Genomic DNA, 23790 nt, shown 5'->3' on the forward strand with positions numbered 1-23790 from the left:
GAGCCAGAGCGGCGCACCGGCGGACCGGCAGGCCGCCCGACAGAACGGCGGACCGGCCGACCGACGCGTGCGCCGGGGAAGCCGCGCCGTCGCGTCGGAGCGGCGCAGTAGGCTGCGGATCATGCTTGTCGCCGCAGCCGTCTGCCCCTGCCCGCCGCTCCTCGTGCCCGAGATCGCGACCGGCGCCGCCCCCGAGCTGGACGCCGCTCGGGCGGCCTGCGCGGACGCCGTGGGGCTGCTCGCCGCCGCCCGCCCGGACCGGCTGTACGTCGTCGGGCCGACGCCCGGGGGCGCCCGAGGTACCTATCCGGCGGGCGCGGTGGGCTCCTTCGCCGGGTTCGGTGTCGACCTCTCCGTACGGCTCGGCGAAGGCGCGGCGGCCGACCACGACGCCCGCCCGGCCGAAGAGGCCCACGACCGCGCCCTGCCCACCTCCCTCGCCGTCGGAGCCTGGCTTCTCGGCCGGGCGGGCTGGGCCGACGCGCCGATCGAGGGGCTGGGCGTCGACGAGACGGCCGCACCCGACGTCTGCGCCGGGCTGGGCCGCGGGCTGGCCGCCTCCGCCGAGCGGGTCGCACTCCTGGTGATGGGTGACGGCAGCGCCTGCCGGACCGTCAAGGCCCCCGGCTACCTGGACGAGCGGGCCGAGGGCTTCGACGCGGCGGCCGCCCGTGCGCTGGGCGCGGCCGACGGGGCCGCGCTGCTCGCGCTGGACACGGAGCTCGCGGACGAGCTCAAGGCGGCGGGACGCGCGCCCTGGCAGGTCCTCGCGGGCGCCGCCGAGGGCGCGGGTCTGGACGGCCGGCTGCTGTTCGAGGACGCGCCGTACGGCGTGGGGTACTTCGTCGCCGCCTGGTCCTGACGGAACACCCGACGAAACGGCGGACGGCCGCGGAGCGAGGTGCTCCGCGGCCGTCCGCCGTGCGCGGGGACTGTCGGGGTGGTGACGCCGGAGGTCAGCCGGCGGGCGGCGGCGTCGTGCCACCGCTCCCGGGCGCACCGGGGGTGCCGGGCGCACCGGGGGTGCCGTTGGTTCCAGTGGTTCCCGTCGCACCAGGCGCACCGGGCGTCCCGGGCGTCCCGGGCGTCCCACCGGTCCCGGGGGTGCCGTCGTCCTTGTGACCGATCCTGTCCAGGGCGTCCTTGGCCTTGCCCGTACCGGACTGGATCTTGTCGCTGTACTTGCCCTTGGTCTTCTCGTCGACCAGCTTCGCGGCCTTGTCCAGGCCGTCGTCGATCTTCCCCCCGTGCTGCTGCGCGAGGTCCGCGACCTTGTCCTTGGCCGGGCCGAGCTTGGCCTTGAGTGAATCCAGGAGACCCATCGGGCACCTTCCCTCCGCGGACCCCCCGTGGGGTCCGAGTTCCGTGTCCTGCCCCCAGGACCCCGGGGGCCTAGCGACGGGCGCCTTCGCCCGCCTCGTTGTCCGCGGCGGCCTCGGCAGACTGCTGCTTCGGGATCTCCACGGCCTCCGCGGCGACCGCTCCGGCCACCACCTCGTCCGCGTCGACACCCTCCGTGTCCTCGTCCTGCACAACGTCCGTGCTCGCGGCCTCGTTCCCGCCGTCCGCCGCCGCCACCGCCGTGACCCTGGCCGTGTCCCCGGCCGTCGCCGCCTCGGCGGGGGCCGGGACCGTCGCCGCCGGGGCGTCAGAGCCGGGCCCGCCGGCGTCGTCCTCCGAGGGGACGACGGTCGCGGTCTCCGCGGTGGAAGCCGGGGTCACATCCTTCTTCTTGCGGCGAAACACTGCAAAAACGCCCATATTCACTCCATAGCGTACGTGGATGGGAGGGATTCCGTGGTGATCGACGGCCGGAACCTCGCAACAGGCAACGAAGGTGGATGAGGCCCGTCACGTAGCTCATTCGGGGACGGGCCGGGAGGTTTGCGAGACTGGGGCGGTGAGAAGTGCAGCTCCCGCCCCGCGGGTCATCGCCGTCGTCGGCCCCACTGCGGCCGGAAAGTCCGATCTGGGTGTATTCCTGGCCCAGCAGCTCGGGGGCGAGGTCGTCAACGCAGACTCGATGCAGCTCTACCGGGGGATGGACATCGGCACCGCCAAGCTGACGCGGGAGGAGCGGGGCGGCGTCCCGCACCACCTCCTCGACATCTGGGACGTGACCGAGGCCGCCAGCGTCGCCGAGTACCAGCGGCTCGCCCGCGCCGAGATCGACCGGCTGCTCGCCGCCGGCCGCACCCCGGTCCTCGTCGGCGGTTCCGGGCTCTACGTCCGGGGGGCCGTCGACGCCCTGGAGTTCCCCGGCACCGACCCCGCCGTCCGGGCCCGCCTGGAGGCCGAACTGGAGGAGCACGGCTCCGGCGTCCTGCACGCCCGGCTCGCCGACGCCGACCCCGAGGCGGCCCGCGCGATCCTGCCCAGCAACGGGCGCCGGATCGTCCGCGCCCTGGAGGTGATCGAGATCACCGGCAAGCCCTTCACCGCCAACCTGCCGGGTCCCGACTCCGTCTACGACACCGTGCAGATCGGCGTCGACGTGGCCCGCCCCGAACTGGACGAGCGGATCACCACGCGCGTGGACCGGATGTGGGAGGCCGGGCTCGTGGACGAGGTCCGCGCGCTGGAGGCCCAGGGCCTGCGCGAGGGGCGCACCGCGGCCCGCGCCCTCGGCTATCAGCAGGTCCTCGCCGCGCTGGCGGGGGAGTGCACCGAGGACGAGGCGCGCGCCGAGACCGTCCGCGCCACCAAGCGCTTCGCCCGCCGCCAGGACTCGTGGTTCCGCCGCGACCCGCGCGTCCACTGGCTCAGCGGAGCCGCCGATCACCGGGGGGAACTCCCGGGAGAGGCGCTCTCGTTGGTCGAACGAGCGGTTACAGCCTGATCACGTGATGGCATCGGGACGCCCTGCCCGTCATTTCGGCGGTCAGGAGCGTGCCATCATCGAGCATCGATCGACCAAGTGGAGTCCGAGTGGGGAGGGCGCGTGGCGATGGAGGCCGGCCCTCGCGACATGGAACAGCACCAGGCGGCGCTCGGTGACCCGACGGGTGACACACCGGGCGGCCCGCCCGGCGACGACCTGCCGGTCGGCGCCCCGGGGCTGACCCCGGACGGCCCCGACGACGCGGTGGGCACCGCCGTCGAGGTGGACGCCGACGAGGTCGAGGTCGAGCTGCGTCCCCAGCGCAGGCTGAGGATCTGGCAGCTCGCCCCGATCGTGGGTCTGGCGGCCGTCGGTTCGCTAATGTTCGCCTTCCCGCTCGCCTTCGGCTCGGGCGACGGCGGCGCGGTGCTCGCCATGCTCGGCCTGCTGATCAGCTCCTGCGCGGCCGGCTGGGGAGTGATGGCCGCCCGCAAGGTCGGCTACACCTGGCCGGGGCTCCCGCGGCGCGGCTCGGGCGAGCGCCCGAACTGGCGGTACCTCGCCCTGTACGTGACAACGATCGCGGCCCTGGTCGCCCTGGCGGTCTGGCGCGTCGCCCGTCTCCGCTGAGCGACCTCCGCCGAGCGGCACGGGCCGACGTCCGTCCGCGGCCCCCGGCCCGTACCGACCGCCCTGTGGACGACCGGGCCCCCGGTCGGCACCACCCCGTACAGTTGATCTCGTGACCAGCACGCAGACCGCCCCGCTCCCCTTCCTCAAGGGCCACGGCACCGAGAACGACTTCGTGATCGTCCCCGACGCGGAGAACGCCGTCGACCTGCCGCCCGCGGTCGTCGCGCGGCTCTGCGACCGGCGGGCCGGCATCGGCGGCGACGGGCTGCTGCACGTCGTGCGCAGCGCCGCCCACCCCGAGGCGCGGCACATGGCCGACGAGGCCGAGTGGTTCATGGACTACCGCAATGCCGACGGCTCGGTCGCCGAGATGTGCGGGAACGGAGTGCGGGTCTTCGCCCGCTACCTGGAGCACGCCGGGCACGTCACCGCGGGCGAGGTCGCCGTCGCCACCCGCGGCGGGATCAAGCGCGTCCACCTCGACAAGGACGGTTCCGTCACCGTCGCCATGGGCCGCGCGGTCCTCTCCGAGGCCGGGGTGACCGTCACGGTCGACGGCCGCAGCTGGCCCGCGCGGAACGTGAACATGGGCAATCCGCACGCGGTCGCCTTCGTCGAGGACCTCGCCCACGCGGGCACCCTCTACACCGAGCCGCCGTACGCGCCGGCCGAGGTCTACCCGGAGGGCGTGAACATCGAGTTCGTCGCCGACCGGGGCCCCCGCCACGTCGCGATGCGCGTCCACGAGCGCGGCGCCTCCGAGACCCGCTCCTGCGGCACCGGCGCGTGCGCCGTGGCCGTCGCCACCGCCCGCAGGGACGGCGCCGACCCCGCCGAGACCGGCACCCCCGTCACGTACACCGTCGACGTCCTCGGCGGGACGCTGCTCATCACCGAGCACCCCGACGGCCGGATCGACATGACGGGGCCCGCCGTGATCGTCGCCGAGGGCACCGTCGACCCCGCCTGGCTCGGCTGAGGCGCGCCGGCCCGCCCGGGCCGAATCGAAGGAAGCGACGAAATCGAAACAGTCAACGACTGATTTGTCGCTCGAATGGGTGATCCGATTCACGCTGAGCGAGAGCGTGACTGCGCCACGTGGTGGGGTCGGTAGCATCAAGCACCGGCCCCCCGGGCACGCCTGGCCCGCCCACCGCCGGTCGACGTTGCCGGAGGTGCCCCATGAGCGCAGAGGCCACCAACCCCGTGAGCGCGGCGGAAGCCGTTGTCACCGATGTGACCGCCCGCAGACGCGGACGCGCCCGGATCGACCTTCGCCGGCTCGGCCGTGCGGCCCTGCTCGGCGCCACCGCCGGACCGGCGCCCCGGGACCGGCTGCCCGACGCCATCAGCCATGTGGCCGAGGCGCACCGGGCCCACCATCCGGAGGCGGACCTCTCGGTGCTGCGCCGGGCCTATGTGCTCGCCGAGTCCTCGCACCGGGGCCAGTTCCGCAAGAGCGGCGAGCCGTACATCACCCATCCCCTCGCGGTGACGCTCATCCTCGCCGAACTCGGCGCGGAGACCACCACCCTGACCGCCTCCCTCCTCCACGACACCGTCGAGGACACCGAGGTGACGCTCGATCAGGTGCACCGGGAGTTCGGCGACGAGGTCGCCTACCTCGTCGACGGCGTCACCAAGGTGGAGAAGATCGACTACGGCGCCGCCGCCGAGCCCGAGACCTTCCGCAAGATGCTCGTCGCCACCGGCAACGACGTGCGGGTGATGTCGATCAAACTCGCCGACCGGCTCCACAACATGCGCACCCTCGGAGTGATGCGGCCCGAGAAACAGGCGAGGATCGCCAAGGTCACCCGGGACGTCCTCATCCCGCTCGCCGAACGCCTCGGGGTCCAGGCGCTCAAGACCGAGCTGGAGGACCTCGTCTTCGCCATCCTCCACCCCGAGGAGTACGAGACCACCCGGGCGCTGATCGCCGACAACCCGCACGCGGGCGACGCCCTCGACGCCGTCGCCGAGCAGGTGGCGACGGTCCTGCGCGAGGCGGACATCGGCGCCGAAGTCCTCGTCAGACCCCGGCACTTCGTCTCCGTGCACCGGGTCCGCCTGAAGCGCGGCGAGCTGCGCGGCTGCGACTTCGGGCGGCTCCTCGTCCTGGTCGCCGAGGACGCCGACTGCTACGGGGTCCTCGGCGAGCTCCACACCTGCTTCACCCCGGTGATCTCCGAGTTCAAGGACTTCATCGCGGCACCCAAGTTCAACCTGTACCAGTCCCTGCACACGGCGATCGCGGCCCCCGACGGCGCCGTGGCCGAGGTCCTCATCCGGACCCACCGGATGCACAAGGTCGCGGAGGCGGGAGTCGTCGCCCTCGGCACGGACAGCACGACCACCGCGGAGCCCGCCCCGGCCGACACCCCCGCCTCCGAGGACGGCGAGCGCGTCGACCCCACCCGGCCCGGCTGGCTCTCCCGGCTCCTCGACTGGCAGCAGGCCGCCCCCGACCCGGACACCTTCTGGACCTCGCTCCGCGCCGACCTGGCCGAGGACGACGAGATCACCGTCTTCCGCGCCGACGGCAGCGCCCCCGGCACGATCAGCCTGCCCGCCGGGGCCAGCTGCGTCGACGCCGCCTACGCCCAGCACGGCGAAGCCGCCCACGCCTGCCTCGGCGCGCGCGTCAACGGGCGCCTCGCCCCGCTGAGCACCGTCCTGCGCGACGGGGACACCGTCCAGCTGCTGCTCGCCCAGGACACCGTCTCCGGACCGTCCCCGGAGTGGCTCGACCACGCCCGTACCCCGGCGGCCCGGATCGCCATCACCGGCTGGCTCCGGGCGCATCCGGAGAGTGCCGCGCCCCCCGCCGCCACCACCGGCCCCCGCCCGCAGGTCAACGTCACCGCCGAGCGCCGCCCCGGGGCCGACCTCCACGCGGAGCTGGAGGGCGAGCCGTGTCCGGCCGTCCGCCCGGCGGGCTGCTGCACCCCCGTACCGCCGGACGAGATCACCGGTTTCCGGGTGCGCGGCGGGTCGGTCACCGTCCACCGCACGGGCTGCGCGGCCGTCGACACCATGGGCGGGCTGGGCCGCGAGCCGGTCGCCGTCCGCTGGGGCGACACGGCACAGGGCCGGGTCACCCTCGTCGCCGAGTCCTTCGGACGGCCCGGTCTCCTCGCCGACCTCACCGAGGCCATCGCCGTCGCCGGAGCGGCCGTCGTCTCCGCGACCGTCGAGCCACCGAGCGAGCAGCGGGTCCGCCACACGTACACCCTCCACCTGCCCGACGTGGCCCGGCTCTCCGCCCTCATGCGGGCCATGCGGGACGTGCCCGGCGTGTACGACGTGAGCCGCGCCCGCCCCCACTCCCCCCGGGCGCCCCGCCGGGCCTGACGCACCCCGGCCCGCCCCGCGTCCCGCCGGGCGCCACCCGAGCCGTGCCCCCTTCGGGTGGCGGGCGAGCGCGCCGCCCGGGGGAGCGGACGAAGCCCTGGTAGCCGTAGGGCCAGTCCTCCGGAAAGGCCTGGCCCATGCCGCTCGTCCGAACCCCCCTGCCCCGCGCCCGGTGGCTCCGCTCCGCCGTCCTGGTCGCCGCCTCGGCCGGTCTCGTCGCCGCCGCGCTGCCCGCCCCGCCTCCGCTCGGGATCGGGGACCCGCTCTTCCCGCACCTCGGCAACCCCGGCTACGACGTCCTCGCGTACACCGTCGACCTCACCTACCCCGGGGTCAACACCGAGCCGCTGGCCGCCGTGACCCGGATCGACGCCCGTGCCACCGACGACCTGGAGCGGCTCAACCTCGACTTCACCCACGGGACGGTCTCCGCCGTCACCGTCGACGGCCTGCCCGCCACGTACATCGGCAGCGGCGAGGACCTGGTCGTCACCCCCGCCGTGCCGATCGACGCGGGGGAGCGGATCCGGGTCACCGTCACCCACACCAGCGACCCGAGCGGCCCGGCCGACACCGGCGGCTGGGTCCGTACCGGCGACGGTCTCGCCATGGCCAACCAGGCCGACGCCGCCCACCGCGTCTTCCCCTCCAACGACCACCCGGCGGACAAGGCGTACTTCACCTTCCGCGTCACCGCCCCCAAGGAGCTCACGGCCGTCGCCAACGGCCTGCTCGCCGGTCGCTCCACCCGGGGCGCCACCACCACCTGGACCTACCGCACCCGCCACCCCATGGCCACCGAGCTCGCCCAGGTCTCCATCGGCCGCTCCACGGTCGTCCACCGGACGGGGCCGCACGGCCTGCCCGTACGGGACGTGGTGCGCACCGCCGACCGGGAGCTCATGGAGCCCTGGCTCCGCAGGACGCCCGGACACCTGGAGTGGATGGAGCGGCAGGTCGGCCCGTACCCCTTCGAGACGTACGGCGTGCTCGTCGCCGACGCCGAGACGGGCTTCGAGCTGGAGACCCAGACCCTCTCGCTCTTCGAACGGCGCCTCTTCACGGAGCCGGCCTACCCGGAGTGGTACGTCGACTCGGTGATGGTGCACGAGCTGGCCCACCAGTGGTTCGGCGACAGCGTCTCGCCCCGGACCTGGTCCGATCTCTGGCTCAACGAGGGACACGCCAGCTGGTACGAGGCGCTGTACGCCGAGGAGACCGCCGGCAGGTCCCTGGAGAAGCGGATGAAGGCCGCCTACGCCGCCTCCGACGGGTGGAGGGCCGACGGCGGCCCGCCCGCCGCCCCCGAGCCGCCCTCGCCCGAGCACAAGATCAGCCTCTTCCGGCCCGTCGTCTACGACGGCAGCGCCCTCGTCCTCTACGCGCTCCGCCAGGAGATCGGCACCGAGGCCTTCCGGCGCCTGGAGCGCCGCTGGGTCGCCGACCACCGGGACTCCACCGCCACCACCGCCGACTTCACGGCCCTGGCCGGCGAGATCGCCGGACGGGACCTCACCGCCTTCTTCCGCGGGTGGCTGTACGAGGCGAAGACCCCGGCGATGCCCGGGCACCCGGACTGGCGCAGCCGTCCGGTCGAGGCCGCCGGGACCGCCCCGAAACCCGGGTGACGAGCCCCGCCGGGCCGTGTCACCATCGTCAGGTCGGCGACGCGGCCGGTGGCCCGGGAATCTTCCCGAGCCCCCACACGTTGCCACGGCATAAGACTCATCGCTCCGTACGCGTCGCCTCATCGAGACGACCGACGTGGAGCACTCGACGTAAGGATCAAATGACCTCCTCTTCTTCCCCTTCCCAGGACGAGCAGAGCTTCGCGGAGACGAGCCGTACCGAGAGCCTTCGGGCCGATGCCCTGATGGAAGAGGACGTCGCCTGGAGCCACGAGATCGACGGAGAGCGGGACGGCGACCAGTTCGACCGTTCCGAGCGTGCGGCCCTGCGCCGTGTCGTGGGCCTCTCCACCGAGCTCGAGGACGTCACCGAGGTCGAGTACCGCCAGCTGCGCCTGGAGCGCGTCGTGCTGGTCGGTGTGTGGACCTCGGGGACCGTCCAGGACGCGGAGAACTCCCTCGCGGAACTCGCCGCCCTCGCCGAGACGGCGGGCGCCCTCGTGCTCGACGGCGTGATCCAGCGCCGTGACAAGCCGGACCCGGCGACCTTCATCGGCTCCGGCAAGGCGCGCGAACTGCGCGACATCGTGGTCGAGACCGGTGCCGACACCGTCGTCTGCGACGGCGAGCTCAGCCCCGGCCAGCTCATCGCCCTCGAAGACGTCGTCAAGGTCAAGGTGGTCGACCGGACCGCCCTGATCCTCGACATCTTCGCCCAGCACGCCAAGTCCCGAGAGGGCAAGGCGCAGGTCGCGCTCGCGCAGATGCAGTACATGCTGCCGCGGCTGCGCGGCTGGGGTCAGTCGCTCTCCCGTCAGATGGGTGGCGGCGGCGGTGGCGGCATGGCCACCCGCGGTCCCGGTGAGACCAAGATCGAGACCGACCGGCGCCGTATCCGCGAGAAGATGGCGAAGATGCGCCGGGAGATCGCGGAGATGAAGACCGGCCGTGACATCAAGCGGCAGGAGCGCCGTCGCAACAAGGTGCCGTCGGTCGCCATCGCCGGCTACACCAACGCCGGCAAGTCGTCCCTGCTCAACCGGCTCACCGGCGCGGGCGTCCTCGTGGAGAACGCGCTGTTCGCCACGCTCGACCCGACCGTCCGCCGGGCCGAGACGCCCACCGGCCGGGTCTACACCCTGGCCGACACCGTCGGCTTCGTCCGGCACCTGCCGCACCACCTGGTCGAGGCGTTCCGCTCCACCATGGAGGAGGTCGCCGACTCCGACCTCATCCTGCACGTGGTGGACGGCTCGCACCCGGCGCCGGAGGAGCAGCTGGCCGCCGTGCGCGAGGTCTTCCGGGACGTCGGCGCGGTGAACGTGCCGGAGATCGTCATCATCAACAAGGCGGACGCGGCCGACCCGCTGGTGCTCCAGCGCCTGCTGCGGATGGAGAAGCACTCCCTCGTCGTCTCGGCCCGTTCGGGCCAGGGCATCGAGGAGCTGCTCGCGCTCATCGACCGTGAGCTGCCGCGCCCGGAGGTCGAGCTGGAGGCCCTCGTGCCGTACACGCACGGCGGTCTGGTCTCGCGGGTGCACGCCGAGGGCGAGGTCGAGTCCGAGGAGCACACCCCGGAGGGCACCCTGCTCAAGGCCCGGGTGCACGAGGAGCTGGCGGCGATGCTCGCGCCGTACGTTCCCGCCGCGCACTGACCCGGCTCCTGAGCACGACGAAGGCGTCGGCCCCTCCCTCGGGGAGGGGGCCGACGCCTTTCGTCATGGGGTGCGACGGATCAGCGCGCGTACTTCTTGCTGACCATCTCGTGGGCCGCCTTGGCGCCCCGGCCCAGCTGCGGTCCGGCGAGCCAGCCGTTGCCGCCGGCCGGGCCGATCGAGGTGTTCGACACCAGCGCCGTCTTCCCGTTCGGCAGCACCCGGAACCAGCCGCCACCGGACGAACCCGCGGTCATCGTGCAGCCGATCCGGTACATCACCGGGGTGGCGGGCGCCGTGGTCATCCGCTTCGCCCGGTCCAGGCACTTGTGCATGATCACACCGTTGTACGGGGGTGCCTGCGGGTATCCCCAGGCGCCCACCGTCCCGGAGGCCGCCGGAGCCGGCGCGGAGAAGTCGACCGGCAGCGCGGCGCCGACCGTCTCCTCCAGGGACTTGCCGCCCCGCTGCGGCTGCACGTGCAGCACGGCGTAGTCGTACGGCCAGGCCTGGTTGCCGCCGCCGGACTTGATCCACTCACCCGAGGTCACGGCCCAGTCGGCCCAGTACTGGCCGTACGGGTAGACCTCGTGCGGCTTCGCGTTGTTCAGCGCGGCGGGGGACTTGCCCAGGTCGTTGAAGGCCGGGACGAAGGTGATGTTGCGGTACCAGCCGCCCTTCTTGCCCGCGTGGACACAGTGGCCGGCCGTCCAGACCAGGTTGGACTTCCCGGGCCGCCGCGGGTCCTTCACGATGGTGCCGGAGCAGACCATGTGGCCCTGGGGCGAGTCGAAGAAGATCTTCCCGACCGGGGCCGCGTTGCGGTGGTACGGCGTCTTCTCGCGCTGCGCCTTGACGGGGCGGGGCGTCGGGTCGGTGCCGCTGCCTCCGGCCTGCGCGGTGATCGTCTGGTCCGGGCTCTTGGCGGACTGCATCCGCGCGGGGTCCCAGAGTCCTTCGATGACCGGGTTGACGAAGTCCTCGGCCTCACGCAGCCAGGTGTTCGTGTCCCAGTTCTTCCACTCACCGTCCTTCCACTTCTCCAGGTCCACGCCGCGCTTCTTGAGCTTGTCGGCGAGGTCCTGGGTGAGGTCGGAGCCTCCGCCGTCGGTGGCGGGCGCGGAGCTGCTGGCTCCGGCGGACGGCTTGTCGGAGGCCGGGGTCTCGGTGGGGCCGCAGGCCGTGGCGGTCAGCGCGAGCGCTGTCGCCACGCCGAGGGCGGCGGGTATGAGTCGTGCGGAACGCATGTGGTGAATTCCCCCTGAGATGATTCCCGCGCCCGGGACCGGCCACGTCTCCGGCGCGATCTCACCTTGACGTTGCCATGGACGCGTCACTAGCGGTGCACAGTATGCCGGTCGGTCCGGACGCCGGTGAGGCTCAGCGGCGTATCCGGCCCGGACTGCGTAACCGGCCCGGACTGCGTATCCGGCCCGGACATGGAGGAGGCGGGACCCGTGGGGTCCCGCCTCCCGCCGCGCCTACTGCCCGGCGTACTTCTTGCTGACCTCGTCGAACATGGCCTTGGCCTCGGGACCGAGGCGCGGACCGGCGAGCCAACCCGCCGACGACGGGCCGATCGAGGTGTTCGACACCAGCGCCGGCCGGCCGTCACGGCCCTGGGCGACCCAGCCGCCACCGGACGAACCACCGGTCATCGAGCAGCCGATGCGGTACATCGTCGGCTGCTCCGCCTTCAGGGACAGCCGACCCGGCTTGTCCTCGCACTGGAACATCTTCTGACCGTCGAACGGCGGCGCCGCCGGGTAGCCGGTCGCCTCCAGGCTCGCGACCTTCGGCACCGCCGGCGCGTTGAAGTCCACCGGAAGCGCCGAACCGACGGTCTCCTCCAGGGACTTGCCCGAGCCGCCCTTCTCCGGGGTCACCTTGATGACCGCGAAGTCGTAGGGAGCGCCCGCGCCACCCGTGGACGCGCCCTCGGCGATCCACTGGTCGGAGGTCTTGACCCAGTCCGCCCACCACACGCCGTACGGGGCGACCTGCTCCCGCGTCGCCTTCTCCAGGTCGGCGGTGGACAGCGAGGCGTCGTTGTACGAGGGCACGAACGCGATGTTGCGGTACCAGCCGCCCTGCTTGCCCTTGTGCACGCAGTGGCCGGCCGTCCACACCATGTTCGACTTGCCCGGGTGCGCCGGGTCCTTCACGACCGTGGCCGAGCAGACCATCGAGCCCTCGGGGCCGTCGAAGAAGACCTTCCCGGACTCCGGGGCGTTCGCGTGGTACTTCGGCGCCACGGGCTTCGCCCGCACCGGCACCGGCGTCGGATCCGTCACGCCGGCGTCACCCGAGATGTCCTCCTCCTCGACCGGCTTGTCGGGACGCTCGGCGTCCCGCATCCGGTCCGGGTCCCAGAGGTCCTCGATGATCGGGTTGACGAAGTCCTTGGCCTCACGCAGCCACTTGTCGCGGTCCCAGTTCCTCCACTCGCCGTCGCGCCACTTGTCGACGTCGATCCCGTGTTCCTTCAGGCGGTCCTTCAGGTCCTCCGGAATCTTGATCTTGTCGGCCGGGTTCTGGGCGGTCGCGGGCGCGCTGGGCTTGTCTCCCGCGTTCTCCTCGCTCGGGCCACAGGCCGTGACGGTGAGCGTCAGCGCCGCGACGGCGGAAGCCGCCGTCAGCAGCGGACGAATCGATCGCATCTCGTGATCCCCCTGGGACTACGTCAACTTGTGCATGGACAGCGGCCGTGCCCGCGCGGACAGCGGCCGACGGCCCCCACTATGCCGGTGCCGGAGGGGACGGTACGCGGCCGGTCGGCGGTTCCGGCCCTCGTTCGGTCGTTGCCGTGACGTGATCCGGGACACGCCAAGTTCTTGCCTCCGGCCCGTGATCCCCGGCAGTTCGCGTCGTTGGTACGTACGGGGGACACAACGGTGGCGTTCAGGGCGGCCCTTGCGGCGGCTCCACGACGCCCCGAGGTGCAACGCAACTGTTACAGCGGGAGGACACCGAGCCGTGGCCGTGACCGAACCAGCTCCGGCCGTCCCACCGGCCGCGCGCACGCAGCCCCGGACGCCCGACGGGCCCTCCGGCGGACCGCCCGACGCCCCCGGCACCGGGACGCACACCCCACCCCTCCGAGACACCCCGAACCTGGACGCGCCGGACCGAAACACGCCGGGCCAGGGCATGCCGGGCCGGAGCACTCCGGGCCAGGTGGTGCCGGAACAGGTGGCGCCGGATCGGGGAGCGCCGGGCCAGGTGGTGCCGGGCCGGAGCACGCCGGACCAGGTGGTGCCGGATCGGGGAGCGCCGGGCGCGGGTATGCCAGGCCGGGGTGCTCATGACCGAGGCGCTCAGGACCGGGAGGCTCCGGGGCGAGAGGCTCCGGAACGGGGCACTCAGGGGCGAGGGGCTTCGGAACAGGTCGGCGGCAGCGGTGGATACGAGGGCATCCTGCGCCGCCAGTCACTCCGTGAATCCGCCGCGCGCACCTACGCCCGGTCCCTGCCGATCGTCCCCGTGCGCGCGCGAGGCCTGACCATCGAGGGCGCCGACGGCCGCCGCTATCTGGACTGCCTCTCCGGCGCCGGGACCCTCGCCCTCGGCCACAACCACCCCGTCGTCCTGGAAGCCATCAAGAAGGTCCTCGACTCGGGCGCCCCGCTCCACGTCCTCGACCTCGCCACCCCCGTCAAGGACGCCTTCACCTCCGAACTGTTCGCCACCCTGCCGGGCGAACTCGCCGACAACGCCCGCATCCAGTTCTGCGGTCCGGCCGGAACGGACGCCGTGGAGGCGGCCCTCAAACTCGTCCGCACCGCCACCGGCCGCAGCGGCCTCCTCGCTTTCACCGGCGCCTACCACGGCATGACGTCCGGCGCCCTCGACGCCTCCGGCGGGGCGACCGACGTCCGCGTCACCCGGCTGCCCTACCCGCAGCAGTACCGCTGCCCCTTCGGCGTCGGCGGCGACCGCGGCGCCCAACTCGCCGCCCGCTGGACCGAGAACCTCCTCGACGACCCCAAGAGCGGCGTCACCACCCCCGCCGGAATGATCGTCGAAGCAGTCCAGGGCGAGGGCGGGGTCATCCCCGCGCCCGACGACTGGATGCGCCGGATGCGCCGGATCACCGCCGACCGCTCCATCCCCCTGGTCGTGGACGAGGTCCAGACCGGGGTGGGCCGCACCGGCGCCTTCTGGGCCGTCGAGCACAGCGGCGTCGTACCCGACGTGATGGTCCTCTCCAAGGCCATCGGCGGCTCCCTCCCCCTCGCGGTCATCGTCTACAGAGCCGAACTCGACGCCTGGGAACCCGGCGCCCACGCCGGCACCTTCCGCGGCAACCAGCTCGCCATGGCGGCGGGCACGGCCACCCTCGCCTACGTCCGCGAGAACAAGCTCGCCGAACGGGCCGGCGTCCTGGGCGACCGCATCCTCGGCCAACTCCGCGGTCTCGCCGCCGCCCACCCCTGCGTCGGCGACGTCCGCGGCCGGGGCCTCATGATCGGTGTCGAACTCGTCGACCCCGACGCCGCAGGACCGGACGACCCCGCGCCTCCGGCCGCTCCCGCGCTGGCCCTCACCGTCCAGCAGGAGTGCCTCGCCCGCGGGCTCATCGTCGAACTCGGCGGCCGCCATTCCGCGGTGGTCCGGCTCCTGCCCCCGCTCACCCTCACCGACGAGCAGGCCACCGCCGTCCTGGACCGCTTCGCCGACGCCCTTGCCGCGGCCGAACGGGCCCACACCCCCCAGCTGCCCGCCGCCCGCCGGGCCACGGCCCCCCGGACCGCCCCCGGGCCGTCCCACTGACCCGGACCGCCCCCGGCCCCACCCCAAGGAAGCCCCCGTGAACGCCATGCCCCCCTCTCCCGCACCCGAGACCGAGGCCCCCCTCAGCGTCGACCGACTCGCCTCCCAGGCATCCACCCCCGAGGCCACCCCCCACCTCCTGCTCCCCGAGACCACCGCTCACCGCCCGCCCTCCGAGACCACGCTCCACCGCCCGCCCTCCGAGGCGCGCGGCACCGAAACACCCACCTCAGCGGGATCCGCCTCCGAGGCGCGCGGCACCGAGACTCCCACCGCCGCCGGACCCGCCTCCGAGACCACCGCCTCCACGCTTCCCGCTTCCGGGTTCGCCGCCTCCGAGCCCCCGGTCACCCCCACCCGCGCCCCCCTCACCCCGGCCTCGCACACCACCGGGCTCGGGGCCGCCGCCTCCGGCCTCGGGACGACCGGGCTCGGGACGACCGGCCTCGGCGCCACCAGCCTTGGCGCCTCCGATCTCGGGACGACCACCTCCGGCACCGCCGGCCTCGGCACCCCCGCCTCCGGCGTCACCAGGGACGGCGTGACCAACCCCGGCGTCACCGGTCCCGCCGCCCCGGAACCCGGTGTCGCCGAGCGCACCGTCCCCCGTCAGCACGCCGGCCCGTACGACCCCCGGCCGCACCGCCCGGCCGTCGGCGACCCGCTGGACGACCCGGACCCGCAGCGCGCCGCGGACTCGGCCGCCGTCGAGAACCTGCTCCGCTGCTGGGTCCGGGAGAAGAACCTGCCCGCCCCCGGCTCCACCACCCTGCGCATCCCCCTCGAAGCCAGCGGCACCGCCCTCCTCGTCCCCGTCCGCTACTGGTCGGCCACCGGATGGCACCGGTTCGGCGCCCCCGCCCTCGAAGGCCTCCCGGTCACGGCTCCCGCCGTCGACGCCGTGACCGTGGCCGCGCTGCTCAGCCGGGAGACCGGCCGCTCCGGGGGCACCGACCTCGTCGGCCGGGTCGCCGACTCCGCCCGCCGCACCGCGGACTTCCTCGCCGAGCGCCGCCACCGGCCCCAGCCGCACCCGGACGCGGATCTCTTCCTCGCCGCCGAACAGTCCCTGCTGCTCGGCCACCCGCTCCACCCCACCCCCAAGAGCCGCGAAGGCCTCTCCGAGGCCGAGGCCCGGCTCTACTCACCCGAACTGCAGGGCTCCTTCCCCCTTCACTGGATCGCCGTCGATTCCTCTCTCCTGGCGTCCGACTCCGCGTGGACGGAACAGGGCCGTCCCGTCACCGCGGAACAACTCGTCTCCGGTCTCGCCGAGGGGCTGCCGACCCCCGTGGGCACCGTGCCCCTCCCCGTCCATCCCTGGCAGGCCCGTGAGCTCCTGCACCGCCCCGACATCCGCGCCTTCCTCGACGCGGGTCTCCTCCACGACCTCGGGCTCCACGGCAGCCCCTGGCACCCCACCTCCTCCGTCCGTACCGTGCACCGTCCCGGCGCGCGGGCCATGCTCAAGCTCTCCCTCGGGCTGCGCATCACCAACTCGCGCCGTGAGAACCTCCGCAAGGAGCTCCACCGCGGTGTCGAGGTCCACCGGCTGCTCCGTACCGGCCTCGTCGACGAGTGGCAGGCCGCCCACCCGGGCTTCGACATCGTCCGCGATCCCGCCTGGCTCGCCGTCGACTCCCCGGACGACACCCCTGTCCCCGGACTCGACGTCATGATCCGCCACAACCCCTTCGGGCCCGGCGACGACGCCGTCTGCATCGCCTCCCTCACCGCTCCCCGTCCCTGGCCCGGGACCACCGCCATGCGCTCCCGGCTCGCCGACGTCATCGGCCGCCTCGCCGCCCGCACCGGCCGCCCCACCACGGCCGTCTCCGCCGAGTGGTTCCTCCGCTACCTCGACCAGGTCGTCCGCCCCGTCCTCTGGCTCGACGGCCACGCCGGCATCGCCCTGGAGGCCCACCAGCAGAACACCCTGGTGCTCCTCGACCCGGACGGCTGGCCGGTCGGCGGCCGCTACCGCGACAACCAGGGCTACTACTTCCGCGAGTCCCGCAGGAGCGAGCTGGAGAGCCGCCTCCCCGGCATCGGCGCCCACAGCGACACCTTCGTCTCCGACCAGGTCACCGACGAGCGTTTCGCCTACTACCTCGGCATCAACAACATCCTCGGCCTGATCGGCGCCTTCGGCGCCCAGCACCTCGCCGACGAGCGCGTCCTGCTCGCCGCGCTCCGCAGCTTCCTCGCCTCCGCCACCAGCCTCGGCTCACCCCTGCCGCACCGGCTCCTGGAGGCCGCGACCCTGCGCAGCAAGGCCAACCTCCTCACCCGCCTGCACGGCCTGGACGAGCTCGTCGGGCCCGTCGACACCCAGTCCGTCTACGTCACCGTCACCAACCCCCTCCGTACCTGAGTCCGGCTCTCGGGTACCCACGTCCAGACCGCACCGCCGAGAGGAGAGCGACACCGTGTCACCCCACCGCCCCCCGGCAGAACCGCCCGGCGACGACACCCTCGACCTGAGGCTCGACGAACTCGTCGCCCTCCTCGAACGCGGTCACCCCGACGACGACCTCGCCGACGGCTCCCTGCTGGACTCCGTGGCCTCGTGGGCGCCGGCCGACACCGCGGTCGGAACCTTCCGGCTCGTCCCCGTACGGATCGAACGGGATCTGCCGCTCCTCACCCGATGGATGAACGACCCCGCAGTCGCCGCCTTCTGGGAGCTCTCCGGACCCGAGACCGTGACCGCCGAGCACCTTCGCGCCCAACTCGAAGGCGACGGCCGCAGCGTCCCCTGTCTGGGCGTGCTCGACGCCACACCGATGAGCTACTTCGAGATCTACCGCGCCGACCTCGATCCGCTCGCCCGGCACTATCCGTCGCGCCCCCACGACACCGGTATCCATCTGCTGATCGGAGGCGTCACGGACCGTGGCCGCGGCGTCGGCACCACACTGCTGCGCGCCGTCGCCGATCTCGTCCTCGACCACCGTCCCCGCTGTACCCGCGTCGTCGCCGAACCCGACATCCGTAACACCCCCTCCGTCTCGGCCTTCCTCGGCGGCGGCTTCCGCTATGCGGCGGAAGTCGACCTCCCCGACAAACGAGCGGCGCTCATGCTGCGTGACCGCGCCCTCCGTCACGTTCTGTGAACAACCCTCTGTCTTCTATACACCGCTCGCCCCACACCGGTTCCCACTTCGAGGAGTCCTCGTGTCGATGTCCCCTGCACCCCACGACTCCGCACAGCCCATGCCCCTCACGCCTCCCGTCCTCTCTCCCACGGCCGATCCGAACGCGTCGCCCGAGCTGCTCGCGCCCCCCGAGCTGAACGCCGCCGCCTGGACCCGGGCCTCCTCCCGCCTGCTCGCCAAGGCCCTCGCCGAGTTCGCCTACGAGGAGATCGTCGAGCCCGTCCCGGCCGGCGAGGAGGATCCCGATCTCCACGTCCTGCGGCTCGACGACGGCACCGCCCTCGCCTTCCGTGCCCGCCGAGGTGCCTACGACGGGTGGCACGTCGCCGCCGACTCGGTCACCCTCGACGGCCGGCCCATGACCGACCCCCTCGACTTCCTCGTCCGTGCCCGCGGTCTCCTCCAGCTCGACGGCGCCACCCTCGGCCACCTCATCCGCGAGCTCTCCGCGACCCTCGCCGCCGACGCCCGCCTCGACCACACGGCCCTCACCGCCGCCCGGCTGGCCGACCTCTCCTACGCGGAACTCGAAGGCCACCAGACGGGTCACCCCTGGCTCGTCCTCAACAAGGGCCGCATCGGCTTCTCCGCCACCGACGCGGCCCGGTGGGCACCCGAGGCCCGACGTGCCACCCGGCTGCCGTGGATCGCCGTCAGCAACCGACTCGCCGCCTACCGCGGCGTGGCCGGCCTCGGCACCCCCGACCGTCTCTACGCCCAGGAGCTCGACCCAGAGGTCCACACGGCCTTCCGCGCCGAACTGACCGCCCGCGGCCTCGAACCCGACGGCTACCTCCTGCTGCCCGTCCACCCCTGGCAGTGGGACGAGGTCCTGCTCCCGCTCTACGCTCCGGCCGTCGCCGCCGGGACCGTCGTCCCACTCACCGCCGACGGCGACCTCAGACTGCCGCAGCAGTCGGTCCGTACCTTCCTCAACACCAGCCGCCCCGACCGGCACACCGTCAAGCTCCCGCTCTCGGTGCTCAACACCCTGGTCTGGCGCGGTCTGCCCACCGAGCGGACCCTGGCCGCGCCCGCGGTCACGGCATGGGTCCACGGCCTGCGTGACGCCGACCCGTTCCTGCGGGACGAGTGCGGGGTGATCCTCCTCGGCGAAGTCGCCTCCGTCGCCGTCGAGCACCCTCTGTACGACCGGCTGCCCGAAGTCCCGTACCAGTACAAGGAACTCCTCGGCGCGATCTGGCGGGAGCCGCTGCGACTGCCTCCGGGCGAGCGGGCCCGCACCCTCGCCTCCCTGCTCCACGTCGACCCCGCCGGGCGGGCCTTCGTCGCCGAACTCGTCGAGCGTTCCGGACTCGCCCCCGCCGTCTGGCTCCAGCACCTCTTCGCCGCCCTGCTGCCCCCGCTGCTGCACTTCCTCTACCGGTACGGCACGGTCTTCTCCCCGCACGGCGAGAACGCGATCGTCGTCTACGACGGTCAGGACGTTCCCGTACGCCTGGCGATCAAGGACTTCGTCGACGACGTCAACATCAGCGCCCAGCCGCTTCCCGAGCACGACACCCTGCCGGACGACGTCCGCGCGGTCCTCCTGACCGAGGAGCCCGACTTCCTCGTCCAGTTCATCCATTCGGGGCTCTTCGTCGGCGTCTTCCGCTATCTGGCACCGCTCTGCGAGGAACAACTAGGAGTTCCCGAGACGGACTTCTGGTCCCTCGTGCGTGCGGAGATCCTCCGGCACCAGGCAGGCTTCCCCGAGCTGAAGGAACGGTTCGAACTCTTCGATCTCCTCACCCCCCGGATCGAACGGCTCTGTCTCAACCGGAACCGTCTGCACCTGGACGGCTACCGGGACCGCCCCGAGCGCCCGCACGCGGCCGTCCACGGGACCGTTCCCAACCCGCTCGCGTGACGCCCGCGCGGGTCCGGACTGTCAGTGGTGCCCCGTAGGCTTGTGGGGCTATGACGAAGCCATCCCTCCCCGACCTCCTCCACGCCGCCGTCTCCGCCGTCGGCGGCACGGAGCGGCCCGGCCAGGTCACCATGGCCGAGGCCGTGGCCGAGGCCATCGACGACAACTCCCACCTCCTCGTCCAGGCCGGCACCGGCACGGGCAAGTCGCTCGGCTACCTGGTGCCGGCGCTGGCCCAGGGGGAGCGGGTGGTGGTGGCCACGGCCACCCTGGCGCTGCAGCGCCAGCTCGTCGAGCGCGACCTGCCGCGGACCGTGGACGCGCTGCATCCGCAGCTGCGCCGCCGTCCGCAGTTCGCCATGCTCAAGGGCCGTTCGAACTACCTCTGCCTGCACCGGCTCCACGAAGGAGTGCCGCAGGACGAGGAGGACGGCCTCTTCGACCCCTTCGAGGCGGCCGCGCCCACGAGCAAGCTGGGCCAGGACCTGATGCGGCTCCGGGACTGGTCGGACGAGACGGAGACCGGCGACCGGGACGACCTGACACCGGGCGTCTCGGACAAGGCCTGGGCCCAGGTCTCCGTCTCCTCCCGGGAGTGCCTGGGCGCGAGCAAGTGCGCGTACGGCCCGGAGTGCTTTGCCGAGGCGGCGCGTGAGCGCGCCAAGCTCGCCGACGTCGTCGTCACCAACCACGCGCTCCTCGCCATCGACGCCATCGAGGGCGCCCCGGTCCTTCCGCAGCACGAGGTGCTGATCGTCGACGAGGCGCACGAGCTGGTCTCCCGGGTCACCGGGGTCGCCACCGGCGAACTCACCCCCGGCCAGGTGAACCGTGCCGTGCGCCGGTCCGCGAAGCTGGTCGACGAGAAGGTCGCCGACCAGCTGCAGACGGCCGCCGAGGGCTTCGAGCGCGTGATGGAGCTGGCCCTGCCGGGGCGCCTGGAGGAGATCCCGGAGGACCTCGCGTACGCGCTGATGGCGCTGCGGGACGCGGCCCGTGCGGTGATCACGGCCCTGGGCTCCACGCGGGACCGGTCCGTGCAGGACGAGGACGCCGTACGCAAGCAGGCCATGGCCTCCGTGGAGTCCGTCCACGGTGTCGCGGAGCGGATCACGCAGGGTTCGGAGTACGACGTCGTCTGGTACGAGCGTCACGACCGTTTCGGGGCGTCGGTGCGGGTCGCGCCGCTCACCGTCTCGGGGCTGCTGCGGGAGAAGCTGTTCACCGAGCGGTCCGTGGTGCTGGCCTCGGCGACGCTCAAGCTGGGCGGCGACTTCAACGGCGTCGGTGCCTCGCTCGGTCTCGCTCCGGAGGGCACCACGGGCGACGACCTGCCCGTCTGGAAGGGCATCGACGTCGGCTCCCCGTTCGACTACCCCAGACAGGGCATCCTCTACGTCGCCAAGCACCTCTCCCGCCCCGCCCGCGACGGGGACCGGGGCGACATGCTCGACGAGCTGACGGAGCTGATGCAGTCGGCCGGCGGACGGACCCTCGGGCTGTTCTCGTCGATGCGTGCGGCGCAGCAGGCGGCGGAGGAGCTGCGGACCCGGGTCCCGGAGCTCCCGATCCTGCTGCAGGGCGAGGACACGCTCGGCGAGCTGATCAAGAACTTCGCGGCCGATCCGCAGACCTGTCTCTTCGGCACGCTGTCGCTCTGGCAGGGCGTGGACGTTCCGGGAGCCAGCTGTCAGCTGGTCGTCATGGACAAGATCCCGTTCCCTCGCCCGGACGACCCGCTGATGAGCGCCCGGCAGAAGGCGGTCGAGGAGGCCGGGGGCAACGGCTTCATGGCGGTCGCGGCGACCCACGCGGCCCTGCTGATGGCGCAGGGAGCGGGCCGCCTGGTGCGGGCCACGGGTGACCGGGGTGTCGTGGCGGTCCTCGACCCTCGGCTGGCCACGGCCCGGTACGGCAGCTATCTCAAGGCCTCGCTGCCCGATTTCTGGTACACGACCGACCGCAACCAGGTACGGAAATCACTCGCGGCCATCGACGCGGCGTCCAAGGCCGCCGGCGGCTGAGCTTCACCGTGGAGTGTGGGGGCCCGGGTTCTCCCCGAGTCCCTCCGGACACGGCAGGGCCCCGGAACCGGCGCAGTGGGTTCCGGGGCCCGGTCAGAGCCGGCGAGGTGGTCACACCCGCCGGAGTACCGCCACGACCTTGCCGAGGATGGTGGCCTCGTCGCCGGGGATCGGCTGGTACGCGGCGTTGTGCGGGAGCAGCCAGACGTGACCGTCCTCGCGCTTGAAGCGCTTCACCGTGGCCTCGCCGTCCAGCATGGCCGCCACGATGTCGCCGTTCTCCGCGACCGGCTGCCGGCGGACGGTGACCCAGTCCCCGTCACAGATGGCGGCCTCGATCATCGAGTCGCCGACGACCTTGAGGACGAACAGCTCGCCGTCGCCGACCAGCTGCCGGGGGAGGGGGAAGACGTCCTCGACGGACTCCTCCGCCAGGATCGGGCCGCCGGCCGCGATCCGGCCGACCAGCGGCACGTAGGACGCGGCGGGCTTGCCCGTGGTGTCCGTCGGCTGGGTGCTGGGCTGGTCGGAGCCGCGGACCTCGTACGCCCGGGGGCGGTGCGGGTCGCGGCGGAGGAAGCCCTTGCGCTCGAGCGCCATGAGCTGGTGCGCGACCGAGGACGTGCTGGAGAGGCCGACCGCCTGCCCGATCTCGCGCATCGACGGCGGGTAGCCGCGTCGCTGGACCGAGTCGCGGATGACTTCGATGACCCTGCGCTGCCGGTCGGTGAGACCGGAACTGTCGGCTCGGATGCCTGGAGGTCGCCCGGGGAGGGCGCGGGCGGGTCGCCCGGGCTCCTCGCCGTTCATGCTTGTGTCATTCATGGCGTGTACCGGCTCGAGTCGGCCCTGGGAGCGGTCCTGGGCGGTGATGGTGGCACTGTCTGCGGTGGTGGTCACGTCGTCGGCCCCTCTCGAATGGTCTCCCTGGCTGGCACAACGGTAGTGGCTTTCGAAAGGTTGCGCCAAACACACGTTCGAGTGAAAATTCGCAGATTGCCTTACGCCTGTACGCATAGGGGTGTATGAGCACTCTCACGCCGCCGCCCCAAAACGGTCGTTACAGTAGCCTTCGCCGCTGGGTCGCGAGCATCCGGTGCGCCCTCCCAGTGTCGCACCCGCGGGGGCGGAATCGCGGGAGCGGGCGCGTCACGACACGCGGAGGGTCCGGAAACGCCCTCAACCCAAGATCTAGTGGTTGGATGGCACCGGCCACCCAGGGGTAGTGGTCCCCGGTCTGCCGGGGGTGCCCACATCGCCTATGCTGGTGGTCGCCTCGCAGGGCCTTGACGGCCCCGGTGAGGTTCACCAGTCGTGCCGTGAGGGAGGGTCGGAACCAATGCACTGCCCCTTCTGCAGGCACCCCGACAGCCGTGTCGTCGACAGTCGCACCACCGACGACGGGACGTCGATCCGACGCCGTCGCCAGTGCCCCGACTGCTCCCGTCGTTTCACGACGGTCGAGACGTGCTCGCTCATGGTGGTGAAGCGGTCCGGTGTCACCGAGCCCTTCAGCCGTACCAAGGTCATCTCCGGGGTGCGCAAGGCGTGCCAGGGGCGACCGGTCACCGAGGACGCCCTCGCCAAGCTCGGCCAGCGGGTCGAGGAGGCGGTGCGCGCCACCGGCAGCGCCGAGCTGACCACCCACGACGTGGGCCTGGCCATCCTCGGCCCGTTGCAGGAGCTCGACCTCGTCGCGTACCTGCGCTTCGCGTCCGTGTACAAGGCTTTCGACAGCCTGGAAGACTTCGAGACCGCCATCGCGGAACTCCGCGTGCGGCCTCTCTCCGAGGACCGCGGGACCGGTGCGACCCCTGAGGTCCCCGTTCCCGCCACCGCCGCCGACTGACCGGCGGCCCGGGTCCACGGGC

General features: G+C 72.9%; 18 protein-coding genes. 13 read left to right on the forward strand and 5 right to left on the reverse strand.

The window, feature by feature from the left end; translation table 11 throughout:
* Positions 1–121: 121 nt before the first annotated feature.
* Positions 122–862, forward strand: a complete 741-nt coding sequence (locus ABT129_RS18375) for a class III extradiol dioxygenase subunit B-like domain-containing protein (protein WP_351902046.1) — start codon at positions 122–124, stop codon at positions 860–862.
* A 94-nt stretch (positions 863–956) separates the two neighbouring features.
* Here the strand turns inward: ABT129_RS18375 and ABT129_RS18380 are convergent, their stop codons facing one another.
* On the reverse strand, positions 957–1322 hold the full coding sequence (locus ABT129_RS18380) for an antitoxin (RefSeq protein WP_351902048.1): 366 nt from the start codon (positions 1320–1322) through the stop codon (positions 957–959).
* A gap of 70 nt (positions 1323–1392) precedes the next feature.
* Positions 1393–1722 (reverse strand): hypothetical protein, encoded by a 330-nt coding sequence (locus ABT129_RS18385; RefSeq protein ID WP_351902050.1) that lies wholly within the window; start codon positions 1720–1722, stop codon positions 1393–1395.
* A gap of 178 nt (positions 1723–1900) precedes the next feature.
* Between ABT129_RS18385 and miaA the strand changes: the two genes are divergently transcribed.
* From miaA to hflX, 6 genes are all read left to right on the forward strand, one after another.
* Positions 1901–2839, forward strand: coding sequence for a tRNA (adenosine(37)-N6)-dimethylallyltransferase MiaA (gene miaA, locus ABT129_RS18390; RefSeq protein WP_351902052.1), 939 nt, complete (start codon positions 1901–1903; stop codon positions 2837–2839).
* Positions 2840–2947: 108 nt separating this feature from the next.
* Complete coding sequence (locus ABT129_RS18395; RefSeq protein WP_351902177.1) at positions 2948–3451, forward strand: hypothetical protein; 504 nt, start codon at positions 2948–2950, stop codon at positions 3449–3451.
* A 112-nt stretch (positions 3452–3563) separates the two neighbouring features.
* The gene (gene dapF, locus ABT129_RS18400; RefSeq protein ID WP_351902054.1) at positions 3564–4433 is read left to right on the forward strand and encodes a diaminopimelate epimerase; all 870 of its coding nucleotides are present in this window, start codon (positions 3564–3566) and stop codon (positions 4431–4433) included.
* Between the two features lie 203 nt (positions 4434–4636).
* The gene (locus tag ABT129_RS18405; protein ID WP_351902056.1) at positions 4637–6808 is read left to right on the forward strand and encodes a RelA/SpoT family protein; all 2172 of its coding nucleotides are present in this window, start codon (positions 4637–4639) and stop codon (positions 6806–6808) included.
* 137 nt (positions 6809–6945) lie between these two features.
* Entirely contained in the window at positions 6946–8436 is a 1491-nt protein-coding gene (locus tag ABT129_RS18410; protein ID WP_351902058.1) for a M1 family metallopeptidase, read from the forward strand.
* Positions 8437–8597: 161 nt separating this feature from the next.
* Positions 8598–10091, forward strand: coding sequence for a GTPase HflX (gene hflX, locus ABT129_RS18415; RefSeq protein WP_351902060.1), 1494 nt, complete (start codon positions 8598–8600; stop codon positions 10089–10091).
* 80 nt (positions 10092–10171) lie between these two features.
* On the opposite strand, the gene ABT129_RS18420 is transcribed toward hflX, so the two are convergent.
* The gene (locus ABT129_RS18420) at positions 10172–11338 is read right to left on the reverse strand and encodes a trypsin-like serine peptidase (protein ID WP_351902062.1); all 1167 of its coding nucleotides are present in this window, start codon (positions 11336–11338) and stop codon (positions 10172–10174) included.
* A gap of 234 nt (positions 11339–11572) precedes the next feature.
* Positions 11573–12751, reverse strand: a complete 1179-nt coding sequence (locus tag ABT129_RS18425) for a trypsin-like serine peptidase (RefSeq protein WP_351902064.1) — start codon at positions 12749–12751, stop codon at positions 11573–11575.
* Between the two features lie 625 nt (positions 12752–13376).
* Here ABT129_RS18425 and ABT129_RS18430 point away from each other — a divergent pair.
* The 5 genes from ABT129_RS18430 to ABT129_RS18450 all read left to right on the forward strand — a co-directional run bounded on the left by ABT129_RS18430 (position 13377) and on the right by ABT129_RS18450 (position 21919).
* The gene (locus ABT129_RS18430) at positions 13377–14864 is read left to right on the forward strand and encodes a diaminobutyrate--2-oxoglutarate transaminase family protein (RefSeq protein ID WP_502981805.1); all 1488 of its coding nucleotides are present in this window, start codon (positions 13377–13379) and stop codon (positions 14862–14864) included.
* A gap of 46 nt (positions 14865–14910) precedes the next feature.
* Positions 14911–17238 carry an IucA/IucC family protein gene (locus tag ABT129_RS18435; RefSeq protein ID WP_351902183.1) on the forward strand — a complete coding sequence of 776 codons (2328 nt, stop codon included), beginning with the start codon at positions 14911–14913 and terminating at the stop codon, positions 17236–17238.
* 55 nt (positions 17239–17293) lie between these two features.
* The gene (locus ABT129_RS18440) at positions 17294–17980 is read left to right on the forward strand and encodes a GNAT family N-acetyltransferase (protein WP_351902066.1); all 687 of its coding nucleotides are present in this window, start codon (positions 17294–17296) and stop codon (positions 17978–17980) included.
* A 100-nt stretch (positions 17981–18080) separates the two neighbouring features.
* Positions 18081–19895, forward strand: a complete 1815-nt coding sequence (locus ABT129_RS18445; RefSeq protein WP_351902186.1) for an IucA/IucC family protein — start codon at positions 18081–18083, stop codon at positions 19893–19895.
* A gap of 50 nt (positions 19896–19945) precedes the next feature.
* On the forward strand, positions 19946–21919 hold the full coding sequence (locus tag ABT129_RS18450) for an ATP-dependent DNA helicase (RefSeq protein WP_351902068.1): 1974 nt from the start codon (positions 19946–19948) through the stop codon (positions 21917–21919).
* A 111-nt stretch (positions 21920–22030) separates the two neighbouring features.
* Here the strand turns inward: ABT129_RS18450 and lexA are convergent, their stop codons facing one another.
* Positions 22031–22819: a transcriptional repressor LexA gene (lexA, locus tag ABT129_RS18455; RefSeq protein ID WP_209497163.1), complete on the reverse strand. Its 789-nt coding sequence runs from the start codon at positions 22817–22819 to the stop codon at positions 22031–22033.
* A gap of 439 nt (positions 22820–23258) precedes the next feature.
* On the opposite strand from lexA, the gene nrdR reads away from it, so the two are divergent.
* Entirely contained in the window at positions 23259–23768 is a 510-nt protein-coding gene (nrdR, locus tag ABT129_RS18460) for a transcriptional regulator NrdR (protein ID WP_351902071.1), read from the forward strand.
* Positions 23769–23790: the final 22 nt, after the last annotated feature.

It is taken from the genome of Streptomyces sp. NPDC002057, from assembly GCF_040296665.1.
In the GTDB taxonomy this organism is placed as follows: Bacteria; Actinomycetota; Actinomycetes; order Streptomycetales; family Streptomycetaceae; genus Streptomyces.

Coding starts and splice junctions, on each gene's coding strand:
- ABT129_RS18420 (WP_351902062.1), bottom strand. CDS start 11,338: ATGCGTTCCGCACGACTCATACCCGCCGCCCTCGGCGTGGCGACAGCG.
- ABT129_RS18395 (WP_351902177.1), top strand. CDS start 2,948: ATGGAGGCCGGCCCTCGCGACATGGAACAGCACCAGGCGGCGCTCGGT.
- ABT129_RS18435 (WP_351902183.1), top strand. CDS start 14,911: ATGCCCCCCTCTCCCGCACCCGAGACCGAGGCCCCCCTCAGCGTCGAC.
- ABT129_RS18380 (WP_351902048.1), bottom strand. CDS start 1,322: ATGGGTCTCCTGGATTCACTCAAGGCCAAGCTCGGCCCGGCCAAGGAC.
- ABT129_RS18430 (WP_502981805.1), top strand. CDS start 13,377: ATGCCAGGCCGGGGTGCTCATGACCGAGGCGCTCAGGACCGGGAGGCT.
- ABT129_RS18425 (WP_351902064.1), bottom strand. CDS start 12,751: ATGCGATCGATTCGTCCGCTGCTGACGGCGGCTTCCGCCGTCGCGGCG.
- ABT129_RS18445 (WP_351902186.1), top strand. CDS start 18,081: ATGCCCCTCACGCCTCCCGTCCTCTCTCCCACGGCCGATCCGAACGCG.
- ABT129_RS18405 (WP_351902056.1), top strand. CDS start 4,637: ATGAGCGCAGAGGCCACCAACCCCGTGAGCGCGGCGGAAGCCGTTGTC.
- ABT129_RS18375 (WP_351902046.1), top strand. CDS start 122: ATGCTTGTCGCCGCAGCCGTCTGCCCCTGCCCGCCGCTCCTCGTGCCC.
- nrdR (WP_351902071.1), top strand. CDS start 23,259: ATGCACTGCCCCTTCTGCAGGCACCCCGACAGCCGTGTCGTCGACAGT.
- ABT129_RS18410 (WP_351902058.1), top strand. CDS start 6,946: ATGCCGCTCGTCCGAACCCCCCTGCCCCGCGCCCGGTGGCTCCGCTCC.
- ABT129_RS18450 (WP_351902068.1), top strand. CDS start 19,946: ATGACGAAGCCATCCCTCCCCGACCTCCTCCACGCCGCCGTCTCCGCC.
- hflX (WP_351902060.1), top strand. CDS start 8,598: ATGACCTCCTCTTCTTCCCCTTCCCAGGACGAGCAGAGCTTCGCGGAG.